The following is a 13,775-nucleotide window of genomic DNA, read 5'->3' as shown; positions in this document are numbered from 1 at the left end:
CCGTTTCGATGGATGCGCATTATAGGGAGAAGATTTTCTTTAGCAATACTAAAAATGCATTTTTTCTAAAAAAACATTCCAACTGGATACTTTCCAATCAGCCCTAAAGTTACCCCGACTTCACACTCAGGAACTCTACAACTTACCCACAAAAAACTGTGGATAACTACTCTTTGCTATCGAAGATACTTAGAAGTCCATAAACGATAAAGTAAGAAACAATTACTGAGATAATCAAATGCGGATTTGTTCGGACAGGCACTCCTGCCGCCACCGCGAAGGCAACGCTAACTTCTTGCGTCATTTCCAAATGCCTTAAACGACGAAAGGCTGCTATAAAAGCGACCTTTCTATATATGGTACCGGTGGGCGACTTGATTGGACAGGCATTCCTGCCGCCACCGCGAAGGCAACGCTAACTTCTTGCGTCATTTCCAAATGCCTTAAACAACGAAAGGCCGCTATAAAAGTGACCTCTCTATATATGGTAACGGTGGGCGACTTGATTGGACAGGCACTCCTGCCGCCACCGCGAAGGCAACGCTAACTTCTTGCGTCATTTCCAAATGCCTTAAACAACGAAAGGCCACTATAAAAGTGACCTCTCTATATATGGTAACGGTGGGCGACTTGATTGGACAGGCACTCCTGCCGCCACCGCGAAGGCAACGCTAACTTCTTGCGTCATTTCCAAATGCCTTAAACGACGAAAGGCCACTATAAAAGTGACCTCTCTATATATGGTAACGGTGGGCGACTTGATTGGACAGGCACTCCTGCCGCCACCGCGAAGGCAACGCTAACTTCTTGCGTCATTTCCAAATGCCTTAAACGACGAAAGGCCGCTATAAAAGCGACCTTTCTATATATGGTACCGGTGGGCGGACTTGAACCGCCACGCCCGAAGGCAACGGATTTTGAATCCGTCGTGTATACCAATTTCACCACACCGGCATCTCTAGGCTATCGCCCTTTGATGGTTGGCATTATACGGAAGCTTTTGACCTTCGCAAGCAGAAAAACCTTAAATAACTATCGTTTGCTGATAATTTCGCCACAAAATGTGACTAATTCGTTCAGTCTGTCTTTCCAGCTTATCTATTGCACCTGTCACTAGGATCACCTTTAACCTCGATCATACCTACTTGTACTCTTGTACTCTTGTACTCTAAGCACAATAAGCTGTGTTTGATAGCTTCACTGTTTTATGATGAGGATAGAGCCCTATTAACGCTTACGATTTACCCACAATTAGACACTCTGTGCGTTAGCTCTCTTTTCACAAGCGAGTGGAATCTATATTCTGACGCACAATTTTACAGGTAAGTGATCGAACTATGACGACTTCTACAACTCTCCCACCAGCGGGCTTTCTCCGTCGACTCGCAGCTTTGTTTTACGACACATTGATTATCCTCGCGATTGAGATGATGGCTGCGGGCGTAGTTATGGCGGTTATATTTGCTCTTAACGCAGCAGGCTTGCTGAGCTACGGGGAATACGTGGATGCAGCAGACATGCTCGGAAAACATCCGGTATTAAGTCCTTTGTTTACCCTTTATCTTGCAGCGGTGTGGATCTACTTCTTTGTATTCTTCTGGACTCGCGCAGGTCAGACTTTAGGAATGCGAGCTTGGAAGATGCAAATTCGTAACAGTAAAGATGGCGCACCAATTACGATTACTCAGGCGTTAATTCGTATCTCAACTTCAGGCTTCGGCTTAGCAAACTTAACAGTACCAATTGACCCTAAAAAGCGCGGCTTCCATGACATCTGGGCAAAAACAGAGGTGGTGGTATTGCCAAAAGCAAAATAGCCAAACGGTAAAAGCGGAATGAAAAAAGGAAGGCTCGAAGCCTTCCTTTTTGTATTTACGTGATTTGAAACCTACAACTTTCTTCTTAGCAAGGCGATGGCAATAGCAAGGAACACCAAACTTGGCGCTAGTGCGCCGAATACTGGCGGTATACCGTATACCAAAGAAAGTGGTCCAAAGAACTCACTGGATATGTAAAAGGAAAACCCGGCGACCACACCAGAGAGTATCCTCGCGCCCATAGTCACACTGCGCAATGGGCCAAATACAAATGATAGCGCCATCAGCATCATGACCGCAATGGAAAGCGGCTGAGATAGCTTACGCCAAAATGCCAGCTCATAACGTGAAGCGTCTTGCTCTGTCGCTTTCAAGTAGCTCACATAATCATACAAACCGCTTAGAGAAAGTTCTTCTGGCTTTACCGTGACAACCGCAAGTTTGTCCGGCGCGAGTGAGGTGTGCCATTCCATCTGCTCTATGTCACGCTTAGTGATGGCATTCTCATTCTCCATATCGGTAACTTGTACGTAACGCATCAACCAATTGTTGTCTTGTTGGTAGTCGACTTCTTCGGCAAAGATAACTTTATCGAGCTTCTTGTCTTCATCGAAACGCCACATGTTCAAGTTGTAGAGCTTGTCATCTTCTACTTTACCAATAAAGATAAAGTCATTGGCATCACGAGCCCATACCCCTGCCCGCATCGACACAATACTACCACCAGACAAAGCAAACGCACGTAGGTCGCGCGCCATCTTTTGCGCTTCTGGTGCACCCCACTGACCCAATGTCATAACGATAAGCATCAGTGGCACCGCCGTTTTGAGCACCGATAAACCGATATCTAACTTAGAAAAGCCTGCCGCTTGCATCACCACAAGCTCAGAGCTAGACGCCAGCATACCCAAACCAATCAAAGCGCCCAGTAGCGCTGCCATTGGGAAGAACATTTCGATATCGCGGGGAATACTCAGCAACACAAAGTAAAGCGCATGCATTAAGTCGTAAGTACCACGACCCACTTTGCGTAATTGCTCAACGTATTTAATGATGCCCGACAAGCCGACAAAGGTCGCCAGAACAAGGGCGGTGGTAGAGATGATGGTTCTACCGATATAAAGATCTAAGAGTTTAAACACTGCCTATGCGAGCCTCTTCTTGCGAAATTTGTCTTTCATTCGTCGAACGGGAACACTGTCCATCATGTTGGCTAAGATAGCGACAATCAGTAACATCGCATTGATTGGCCACATACCAATAGCAGCAGGAATAGTGCCTTCCTCGAGTGCAGATTTCGTCGCACTGATTGCAAGGAAGTACGCGAGGTAAATCAAGATAGCCGGGCCCATTTTAGCAAAGCGTCCCTGACGCGGGTTTACCGCAGACAAAGGAATGACCAGCATGGTTAATAGTGGAATACAAACGAACAGCGAAATGCGCCATTGCAGCTCAGCTTGTGCTTCAGGATCTGGGTGACCAATCAAGTCTAGCGTTGGGTACGCCTCCCAATCACGTCCCTTTTGCTTCACCTCTCGCTGGCCAATCACCCCTTCATATTGATCGAACTTAGTGACCATATATTCAACACGGGTCGGCACGCCTTCATAGCGAGAACCATCATGCATGGTGATAACCTGACGACCATCCGACAACTCTTTTACTTCACCAGAAGAAGAGAACATCACGCTTGGTAAGACAGAATCACGAGGGCGCATCTGTGCGACAAACACATTGCTGAGCGTGCTGTCTTTGATGTCATCAATAAAGACAACAGAAGAGCCATCCGGTGTCCCTTGGAACTGACCTTTCTGAAGTAAGTCTACGCTGTTTTCGGCTTCAACTTGATCGTAAAGTTGCTCTACGCGGTCTTGCGACCAAGGCGATAGCCAAAGAGCATTGAACGCCGCCACACCGGAAGTAATGATTGCCAGGCATAGCGCGGCCTGCACCAAGAACTTGTTTCCGATGCCTGTCGCGTTCATCACCACGATTTCACTTTCCGCATACAAACGACCAAAGGTGATCAATATGCCGATGTACAAACTCAATGGCAGCATTAATAGCCCCATTGCTGGCATGTTTAAACCAACAACTGAGAAAATTAATCCTGCAGGAATATCCCCGTCAGAAGCCTTCGCAAGAACACTGATAAACTTCTGGCTCAAAAATACCAAAAAAAGCACGAAGAAAATCGCAAATTGGCTCTTGAGTGTTTCGCGGATCAAATATCTAACAATAATCACGCTGAAATTACCTATACAAAACTTGTTTTTTTGGTCGAATCACTATAATTTCCCGTTGAACCATTTATTTTTTAAAAATTCTAAACTAGATGTTAGCGCTTAAATCGGCTCTGTGAGTAACCTCTGAGCTTAAATTCAACAAGTAGGCGATCATTATCTAACATTTAGAGCAATTTGTCTTCAGGATGTAGGAGTACGCATGGAGTTCAGTGTAAAAAGTGGCAGTCCAGAGAAACAACGTAGCGCATGTATCGTTGTTGGTGTGTTTGAACCACGTCGCCTTTCTCCAGTAGCCGAACAACTTGATAAAATCAGTGACGGTTACATCAGTTCATTACTTCGCCGTGGTGATCTAGAGGGTAAACCTGGTCAGATGCTGCTACTGCATCAAGTACCGGGAGTTTTGTCAGAGCGCGTATTACTTGTAGGTTGTGGTAAAGAACGTGAACTCGGCGAGCGCCAGTACAAGGAAATCATTCAAAAGACGATCAGCACACTTAACGAAACAGGTTCTATGGAAGCAGTATGTTTCCTGACTGAACTGCACGTTAAAGGTCGCGACACGTACTGGAAAGTACGCCAAGCAGTTGAAGCGACCAAAGATGGTCTTTACACATTTAATCAATTCAAAAGCGTTAAACCAGAAACTCGTCGCCCACTGCGTAAACTCGTGTTCAACGTACCGACACGTCGTGAATTGAATTTGGGTGAAAAAGCAATTACTCATGGTTTAGCCATCTCTTCTGGTGTGAAAGCATCAAAAGATCTTGGCAACATGCCACCAAACGTCGCAAACCCTGCTTACCTTGCATCTCAAGCTCGTCGTCTTGCTGACGATTACGAAACCGTCACCACCAAAATCATTGGTGAGCAAGAGATGGAAAAACTGGGTATGACATCTTACCTAGCTGTTGGTCGTGGTTCGAAGAACGAATCTATGATGTCTGTCATCGAATACAAAGGTAACCCAGATTCAGATGCAAAACCTATCGTACTCGTCGGTAAAGGTTTAACGTTCGATTCTGGCGGTATCTCTCTAAAACCTGGTGAAGGTATGGATGAGATGAAGTACGACATGTGTGGTGCTGCGTCTGTATTTGGAACAATGAAAGCACTGGCGAAGCTAAATCTACCGATCAACGTTATTGGTGTATTAGCAGGCTGTGAAAACATGCCTGGCAGCAACGCTTACCGTCCAGGTGACATACTAACAACCATGTCTGGTCAAACCGTTGAAGTTCTTAACACGGATGCAGAAGGTCGTCTTGTTCTGTGTGATGCACTGACTTACGTCGAGCGTTTCGAACCAGAATGTGTCGTAGACGTTGCAACGCTAACCGGTGCTTGTGTTATCGCACTCGGTCATCATATCAGTGGTGTAATTTCTAACCACAATCCACTTTCTCACGAGTTAGTCAATGCCTCTGAGCAAGCAAGTGACCGTGCATGGCGTCTACCAATGACAGACGAGTACCACGAGCAGTTGAAGAGCCCGTTTGCAGATATGGCCAACATCGGCGGTCGTCCTGCGGGCACGATCACTGCAGGTTGTTTCCTGTCTAAATTTGCGAAGAAATACCACTGGGCACATCTCGATATCGCAGGCACGGCTTGGAAATCAGGCGCAGCCAAAGGCTCAACAGGCCGCCCTGTCTCAATGCTTGTCCAGTTCCTATTGAACCGCAGCGGCCAAGAAACAGAAGAATAATTTCTGAACAACATTTAAAGGGGCCGCAAGGCCCTTTTTTATTACCTCAATTATCTTAATTAAAAATTGGGGTTAAGATGGTCTTAGCAATCAACGACAAGTGAGAGGATAATGCAAACGGCAACCTTCTACATCGTTAACGAAGAGAGTCCGCAAGCGACGGCAACTGGCTTTGAGCAATACGTCGTATTTTTGGCTCAGCACTTTGCTCGCCAAGGAGCAAAAGTGTATCTGAACTGCCAAAATAAACCGCATGCAGAACAGCTCGCTGAAGCCTTTTGGCAAGTTGATGCCGACACGTTCACTGCACATAACCTTGTCGGCGAAGGACCGAAATACGCCACCAATATTGAAATCGGCCACAATGGGGTAAAACCCAATTGGAATCGTCAATTGGTAATTAATTTGGCGGAAAATGAGACAACCTTTGCGAACAAGTTTGCTCAAGTGGTAGACTTCGTGCCTTGCGAAGAAAAAGCGAAACAGCTCGCAAGACAAAGGTATAAAATTTACCGTCAAGCAGGCTATCAATTGCAAACGGTCGAAATTCAGTATCCCTAGCGGTCAATCCTTATAGTTAAGCTCTCCATCCAGAGAGTTCACTTATAAAGATTGACTTAGATTCAACCATCAACGTATCCATTTAAAGAGCGCTATGGAAAAGACATACAACCCAACTTCAATCGAACAAGATCTCTATCAGACTTGGGAAGAGAAAGGCTACTTTAAGCCACACGGTGATACTACTCAAGATTCATACAGCATCATGATCCCGCCACCGAACGTCACTGGTAGCCTACACATGGGCCACGCGTTCCAAGACACGATCATGGATACGCTTATCCGTTGTGAACGCATGAAGGGTAAAAATACGCTTTGGCAAGTAGGTACGGACCACGCAGGTATCGCAACTCAGATGGTTGTTGAGCGTAAGATCGCAGCAGAAGAAGGCAAAACAAAACACGATTACGGTCGTGAAGCTTTCATCGACAAAATCTGGGAATGGAAAGGCGAGTCTGGCGGCACTATTACTAAACAGCTTCGTCGTCTTGGGGCATCTGTAGACTGGGACCGTGAGCGCTTTACGATGGACGATGGTCTATCTAATGCCGTTCAAGAAGTGTTCGTACGTCTATACGAAGACGATCTAATCTACCGCGGTAAGCGTCTCGTTAACTGGGATCCAAAGCTACACACAGCGATTTCAGATCTCGAAGTAGAGAACAAAGACACTAAAGGCAACATGTGGCACTTCCGCTACCCACTAGCAGATGGTGTTAAAACAGCGGATGGCAAAGACTACATCGTTGTTGCAACGACTCGTCCAGAGACCATGCTAGGTGATACTGGTGTTGCGGTTAACCCAGAAGATCCACGTTACAAAGATCTTATCGGTAAAGAAATCATCCTTCCTATCGTTGATCGTCGCATCCCAATCGTGGGCGATGAGCACGCAGATATGGAAAAAGGCACTGGCTGTGTGAAAATCACACCTGCGCACGACTTCAACGACTACGAAGTTGGTAAGCGCCACCAGCTGCCAATGATCAACATCCTGACTTTCGACGCGAACATCCGTGACGCTTCTGAAATATTCAACACCAACGGCGAAGCAAGCGACGCTTACAGCACTGAGCTACCAGCTAAGTATCAAGGTATGGAGCGTTTTGCCGCTCGTAAAGCTATCGTGGCTGAATTCGACGAGCTAGGTCTACTTGAAGAAGTGAAAGATCACGATCTACAAGTACCTTACGGCGACCGTGGTGGCGTAGTTATCGAGCCAATGCTAACGGACCAATGGTACGTGCGTACTGCGCCTCTAGCGAAAACAGCAGTCGAAGCAGTTGAAAACGGCGACATCCAATTCGTGCCTAAACAATACGAAAACATGTACTTCTCTTGGATGCGTGACGTTCAAGACTGGTGTATCTCTCGTCAGCTATGGTGGGGTCACCGCATCCCAGCTTGGTACGATAACCAAGGCAATGTTTACGTAGGTCGTGACGAGGAAGAAGTTCGTAAGAACAACAACCTAGAATCAGTCATTGAACTGCACCAAGACGAAGACGTACTGGATACCTGGTTCTCTTCTGCACTATGGACGTTCGGCACTCAAGGTTGGCCAGAGCAAACTGACGACCTAAAAGTATTCCATCCTTCAGACGTGCTAGTAACTGGTTTCGACATCATTTTCTTCTGGGTTGCTCGCATGATCATGATGACTATGCACTTCGTGAAAGACGAAAACGGCAAACCACAAGTACCATTTAAGACGGTTTACGTGACTGGTCTCATCCGTGACGAAAACGGCGACAAAATGTCTAAGTCGAAAGGTAACGTGCTTGACCCAATCGACATGATCGATGGTATCGACCTAGAGTCTCTGGTAGAGAAGCGTTGTGGCAACATGATGCAGCCTCAGCTAGCGAAGAAGATCGAGAAGAACACTCGTAAGACGTTTGAAAACGGTATCGAAGCATACGGTACAGACGCACTGCGTTTCACTCTTGCAGCAATGGCATCCACAGGTCGCGATATCAACTGGGATATGAAGCGTCTTGAGGGTTACCGTAACTTCTGTAACAAACTATGGAACGCAAGCCGTTACGTAATGATGAACACAGAAGAGCAAGATTGTGGCTTCCAATCTTCTAACGAACAAAGTGGCGAGATTGAATACTCACTAGCGGACAAGTGGATCGAGTCTCAGTTTGAACTTGCAGCGAAAGCGTTCAACAACCATATCGACAACTTCCGTCTAGATATGGCGTCTAACACGCTTTACGAATTCATCTGGAACCAATTCTGTGACTGGTACCTAGAGCTCACTAAACCCGTTCTATGGAAAGGTACTGAAGCGCAACAACGTGGTACTCGCCGTACACTAATCACGGTTCTTGAGAAGACGCTACGTCTAGCTCACCCTGTGATTCCTTACATCACTGAAACTATCTGGCAAAGCATCAAGCCACTAGTTGAAGGTGTAGAAGGTGAGACAATCATGCTTCAAGCACTGCCTCAATTCGACGAAGCAAACTTCAACCAAGAAGCACTAGACGATATTGAATGGGTGAAAGCGTTCATTACCAGCATCCGTAACCTACGTGCTGAATACGACATCAACCCAGGTAAGCCGCTTGACGTTATGCTGAAAGCAGCAAACGCAGAAGACGCAGCGCGTCTTGAAGCAAACAAACAAGTACTGATGTCTCTAGCGAAACTAGAGTCTGTACGCGTGCTTGCATCTGGCGAAGAAACGCCAGCGTGTGCAACCGCATTGGTTGCTAAGTCTGAGCTGATGATCCCAATGGCGGGTCTGATCGACAAAGACGCTGAGCTTGCTCGTCTAGATGGTGAAATCAAGAAGACTCATGGCGAAATCAAGCGTATCGAAGGCAAACTCGGTAACGAAGGCTTCGTAGCGAAAGCACCTGAAGCCGTTGTTGCTAAAGAGCGTGAGAAGCTTGAAGGCTACAAAGAAACACTAGCTAAGCTAGAAGAGCAGAAGACAACGATCGCTGCACTTTAATCGCTAAAGGCTAGAATAGAAGAATCAAAGGGTTGGTGTGAAAGCATCAACCCTTTTTGCATTTTATTACTAGGAAAGCTTTCAAAGATATCCACTCTTCTCTCCTACTCTGCTTCCTGTTTAATAGTTTTTACCTATCAAACTAATCTTAACTGCCCATTAGATTTAATGATAATAATTCTCAATAATAGACCTATCGAAACAACACAAAGATTGAGTAATTATCATGAAAAAGACACTAACCTTTGCAGCACTTCATTTTACTATCGCGTTTAGTGTCGCTTACGTACTTACTGGCGACATTCTAATTGGTAGTTTAATTGCCATGATTGAGCCTTCAGTGAATACCGTCGCTTTCTACTTTCATGAAAAGGCATGGGCAAAAGTCCCAGCGCTTAAAGCTCGTCAGTGGATGACCAAATTAAAAACCGCAAGCTTTGCTACTATCCACTTCAGTGTTGCCTTTAGTGTGGTTTACTTGCTAACAGGTGATGCGTTTGTCGGCGGTATCATGGCGATGCTAGAGCCAAGCTTGAACACAGTGGCTTACTACTTCCACGAGAAAGTATGGATGCGTAAATCAGATAACCAAGCACCACAGTTTTGTTTGCACCAACACGCTTAAACGAAATATATTGGTCACAACTCGTGACCCTTTTTAAAAGGCAAAACATGGAACAAATTGCTGGCTTCACCCTTCGTCCAATTACAGCGCAAGATAACCCAGGCATTGCTCAAGTTATTCGTAAAGTCTCTGCAGAATACGGCTTAACTGCAGACAAAGGTTATGGTGTGGCCGATCCAACACTGGATGATATGTACTCGGTTTACAATCAACAAGGCGCAGCCTACTGGGTGGTCGAATACCAAGGCGAGATTGTGGGGGGCGGCGGCTTTGCACCTTTAGCAGGTGAGCCAAATGTGTGTGAGCTGCAAAAGATGTACTTCTTACCTCAAACACGAGGGCACGGCTTGGCCAAACGCATCGTCGCATTGAGCTTACAACTGGCGAAACAGTTTGGGTATCAGCAGTGCTATTTAGAAACAACAGAATGCCTAAGAGAAGCGGTAGGCTTATATGAAAAACTAGGCTTTGAACATTTGGACACCCCGCTTGGACAAACAGGGCATGATGCATGTGAAATCGTGATGCTTAAAACGTTATAGCGTTCTATACCCAAACTTAAAGTGCAAGGTGGGTAACACAGAGCGCTTGGCTCAGTGCTACAGATAGCGTTTGGCGTTGCCCATCCAGCTCAACTGACAGTTGATAGAGATCGTCCGGATCAGGATCGATCGGGTTTGCATATTTTGGCGCTTCAATCTGGAACAAAGCGCTGGCATGATCCGCTCGAACATCAATAGGAATATGGTAAGTCATACCATTAAATTTCACTGAAGCAGAAACTAGACCTGGTGCAAAAGTCTGGTAGTAAAAGTCAACTTTAAACTCACAGCCGCCACCGTGGTGCCATATTTGCTCGGTTGTCACATGATCCAAACGCACATGACGAATGAACTGAAGATACGGTTGTTGCCATATCCCTAAGCGCTCATCACTCTTTTTATGGCCTTGACCCACAAGTGTACATAACTCTGGTTTATCCTCCTCCAGCAGAAGGTCTTCGTCTTCTTCAAGGAATAGGATCTCAAAACGATTACGTCCCATCTGCAAAAATGGTCGAATGTCTTTCTTGTACACGTTTTGCGAACCATCACAATCGAACAAGGCTACTCCGTTTAAGCGCACTTCAGCATGATAATCCACCCCGCCCAACACCACTTCAACCGCAGGAAATGCCATCATGGACTCGTCCACTTCAATGTCATGCATAAGGTGCCATTCTTGCTGACGAATTGCTTCTTCTGTTAATTCTGCAGGCAACACCTGACTCAAAGGAGCAGGGAAAGTGATGTCGTCCTGTGGGATAGAAAGGTCTGTCAGTGGAGAGACTTGCCATAAGCCAGCGAGTGAGAGTTGCATAGCCACCTTGAGCTAGATCAATTTTCATGCATTATATACATAAGTAACTTAGGGTGACAGGTAATGAGCCTAAAAACTCAATGAGAATTATTTATGGTTATCTGAGGTTGTCGTTTTCAAAGCACAAAAAAACCAGCGATAAACGCTGGCTTCTTACCGTTGAATAAGAGCATTATTCTTCGTCTTCATCATCTTCTTCAGGGTAAAGCGCATCTTCGCCTTCGTAGTAAGTACCCCAACCGTCGTAAATGATGTCGTATTTTTCGGCAAGATGAACCAGTTTCTCAACCTGTGCATCAATTGTTTCCGCATTGAGTGCCGATTCCATCGTGGCGTCACAACAAAGCAACTTATTACCATCTTCATCTTCAGTTTCTTCAGCTTCAAGTACTTCAAAGCCAATCTTGAACGCTTCAACAACCGCTTTCTCTAGTTTCTCAAAGCTTTCAGCAAATAGGTGATGCTCAATTTCGTATAGTGAATCTGGATCACTGCCATCTTCTAACAATGCTGCAATGATATCGCGAGTCTCTTCCTTTTGAATCTCAATTAATTTCTCTACTGATAGATATTCATCTTCGTGAGACATATTTGGCTCCAGATTAGTTACTTGATGGAAACACTACACTCAAAGCTGAGTAAGTTAATGCGGTGAAATATGGCACGAATTGCGATGAAAAGCCACCGACAAACAGCAAACAGCGGTGATTCTTGATGATAATTTTTGCTCGCAAATCTAAACTCCGCTCACAGAAACAAAAAATTAACAATAGTGTTCAAACTTTAATATTCAGAAGATCCTAATAGAGTCCAAACTTGGAGGGTATGATGCCTGTTTGCGTGTTTATGATCGTGGAGTGAATACAGCGCCAGCTCAACAAACCGATTGTAACGAATAAAGCTGAACTAAAACTGCATATTAAAGAATAGATATGCACACTTTATGCACTATTGATGTATTTTTCTCCCTCAAGCTAAAAGGAATAAAAACGCACTTTCTAAAACGGATGAACAATCGATGGAATATAGAATTAAATTACAGCATGAAAGAATTTACAAAATATAAAACCAAAAGATCATTATTTTTTAAAATATAAGCAAAGTTATCGGACTTGCATCTTTGCACCAAGCTTGTCATAACTAATGACTGGAATATTTGTAAGGATACAAAATGAGTAAGCTTTATGTTGGATCAGAAGTCGGTCAACTACGACGAGTTCTATTAAACCGCCCAGAGCGTGCCCTCACCCACCTAACACCATCGAACTGTCATGAACTACTTTTTGATGATGTATTAGCGGTTGAAGCCGCTGGTGAAGAGCACGATGCATTTGCAAGCACCCTTCGTGGGCAGGACGTTCAGGTGTTATTGCTTCATGACCTACTGGTTGAAACCCTTGCGGTTTCAGAAGCAAAACAGTGGTTGTTGAACACTCAGATCTCTGACTTCCGCTACGGCCCGACTTTCGCTCATGATTTACGCCAGTACTTTACAGAGATGGATAACGAGCACTTAGCAAGCATTCTTCTTGGAGGCTTAGCTTACTCAGAACTGCCAATCAAATCTTCATCAATGTTGCCGAAGATGAAACGCTCATTAGACTTCGTTATTGAACCTCTGCCGAATCACCTCTTTACTCGTGACACCTCATGTTGGGTCTATGGTGGCGTTTCTCTCAACCCAATGATGATGCCTGCACGCCAACGCGAAACCAATCATTTACGTGCCATTTACCGCTGGCACCCAACCTTCGCAGGTCAAGACTTCATCAATTACTTTGGTAATGAAGACCAACACTACGACAATGCCAACATCGAAGGTGGTGACGTACTGGTTATCGGTAAAGGTGCTGTTTTGATTGGGATGTCTGAGCGCACAACCCCACAAGGCGTAGAAAGCCTAGCGGCAAGCTTATTCAAATCGGGTCAGGCGAAAGAAGTGATAGCGGTCGACCTACCAAAACACCGCTCATGCATGCACCTTGATACTGTCATGACGCACATGGATGTGGATACATTTTCGGTATATCCAGAGATCATGCGTAAAGACTTAGACACTTGGCGCCTAACGCCTAAAGGCAACGGCGAAATGCACGTGGAAGCCTCGCACAATTATCTGCATGCGATTGAATCTGCACTGGGCTTAGATCAATTGAAGATCATCACAACCGGGGGTGATAGCTACGAAGCTGAACGTGAGCAATGGAACGATGCCAACAACGTATTAACGGTGAAACCTGGCGTTGTAATTGGTTACGAACGTAACGTCTACACCAACGAGAAGTATGACAAAGCCGGAATTAAAGTATTAACGATTCCTGGTAACGAATTAGGTCGTGGTCGTGGTGGTGCTCGCTGTATGAGTTGTCCAATAGAGCGTGACGATATTTGAGAAATCTCTCTCATCAAATAAAGCCAATAGAGACTAAGGTTGATGTGAATGCATCAACCTTTTTTGTTTTTACAAAGCAATAATTATTCACTTTGATGG

10 protein-coding genes, 1 tRNA gene and 1 pseudogene are annotated in these 13,775 nt (G+C 45.3%); 7 read left to right on the top strand and 5 right to left on the bottom strand.

Going from position 1 to position 13,775, the window contains the following annotated elements:
• Nucleotides 1-869: 869 nt before the first annotated feature.
• A tRNA-Leu gene (locus AND4_RS17475) sits at nt 870-954 on the bottom strand.
• 383 nt (nt 955-1,337) lie between these two features.
• On the opposite strand from AND4_RS17475, the gene AND4_RS17470 reads away from it, so the two are divergent.
• A complete protein-coding gene (locus AND4_RS17470; protein WP_009844314.1) occupies nt 1,338-1,817 on the top strand; it encodes an RDD family protein in 480 nt (159 codons plus the stop codon).
• Nucleotides 1,818-1,888: 71 nt separating this feature from the next.
• Here AND4_RS17470 and lptG read toward each other — a convergent pair whose 3' ends face one another.
• Nucleotides 1,889-2,959 carry an LPS export ABC transporter permease LptG gene (lptG, locus tag AND4_RS17465; RefSeq protein WP_009844313.1) on the bottom strand — a complete coding sequence of 357 codons (1,071 nt, stop codon included), beginning with the start codon at nt 2,957-2,959 and terminating at the stop codon, nt 1,889-1,891.
• 3 nt (nt 2,960-2,962) lie between these two features.
• Nucleotides 2,963-4,063, bottom strand: a complete 1,101-nt coding sequence (lptF, locus tag AND4_RS17460; protein WP_009844312.1) for an LPS export ABC transporter permease LptF — start codon at nt 4,061-4,063, stop codon at nt 2,963-2,965.
• 199 nt (nt 4,064-4,262) lie between these two features.
• Here lptF and pepA point away from each other — a divergent pair, with 199 nt between their 5' ends.
• The 5 genes and pseudogenes from pepA to AND4_RS17435 form a co-directional block, all read left to right on the top strand.
• The gene (gene pepA, locus AND4_RS17455) at nt 4,263-5,771 is read left to right on the top strand and encodes a leucyl aminopeptidase (RefSeq protein ID WP_009844311.1); all 1,509 of its coding nucleotides are present in this window, start codon (nt 4,263-4,265) and stop codon (nt 5,769-5,771) included.
• 111 nt (nt 5,772-5,882) lie between these two features.
• Nucleotides 5,883-6,332, top strand: a complete 450-nt coding sequence (locus AND4_RS17450; RefSeq protein WP_009844310.1) for a DNA polymerase III subunit chi — start codon at nt 5,883-5,885, stop codon at nt 6,330-6,332.
• Between the two features lie 94 nt (nt 6,333-6,426).
• Entirely contained in the window at nt 6,427-9,300 is a 2,874-nt protein-coding gene (locus AND4_RS17445; protein ID WP_009844309.1) for a valine--tRNA ligase, read from the top strand.
• A 226-nt stretch (nt 9,301-9,526) separates the two neighbouring features.
• Nucleotides 9,527-9,925 carry a DUF2061 domain-containing protein gene (locus AND4_RS17440; RefSeq protein ID WP_005432839.1) on the top strand — a complete coding sequence of 133 codons (399 nt, stop codon included), beginning with the start codon at nt 9,527-9,529 and terminating at the stop codon, nt 9,923-9,925.
• A gap of 71 nt (nt 9,926-9,996) precedes the next feature.
• Nucleotides 9,997-10,467, top strand: a pseudogene (locus AND4_RS17435) (GNAT family N-acetyltransferase); the annotation flags it as partial.
• A gap of 16 nt (nt 10,468-10,483) precedes the next feature.
• On the opposite strand, the gene AND4_RS17430 reads toward AND4_RS17435, so the two are convergent.
• Both AND4_RS17430 and rraB read right to left on the bottom strand, forming a co-directional pair.
• Complete coding sequence (locus tag AND4_RS17430) at nt 10,484-11,284, bottom strand: hypothetical protein (RefSeq protein ID WP_009844306.1); 801 nt, start codon at nt 11,282-11,284, stop codon at nt 10,484-10,486.
• Between the two features lie 172 nt (nt 11,285-11,456).
• Nucleotides 11,457-11,873, bottom strand: a complete 417-nt coding sequence (rraB, locus tag AND4_RS17425) for a ribonuclease E inhibitor RraB (protein WP_009844305.1) — start codon at nt 11,871-11,873, stop codon at nt 11,457-11,459.
• 582 nt (nt 11,874-12,455) lie between these two features.
• Between rraB and arcA the strand changes: the two genes are divergently transcribed.
• Complete coding sequence (arcA, locus tag AND4_RS17420; RefSeq protein WP_009844304.1) at nt 12,456-13,676, top strand: arginine deiminase; 1,221 nt, start codon at nt 12,456-12,458, stop codon at nt 13,674-13,676.
• Nucleotides 13,677-13,775: the final 99 nt, after the last annotated feature.

This window comes from Vibrio sp. AND4, from assembly GCF_000171815.1.
In the GTDB taxonomy this organism is placed as follows: domain Bacteria; phylum Pseudomonadota; class Gammaproteobacteria; order Enterobacterales; family Vibrionaceae; genus Vibrio.
This window is presented reverse-complemented; position numbering and strand designations above follow the sequence as displayed.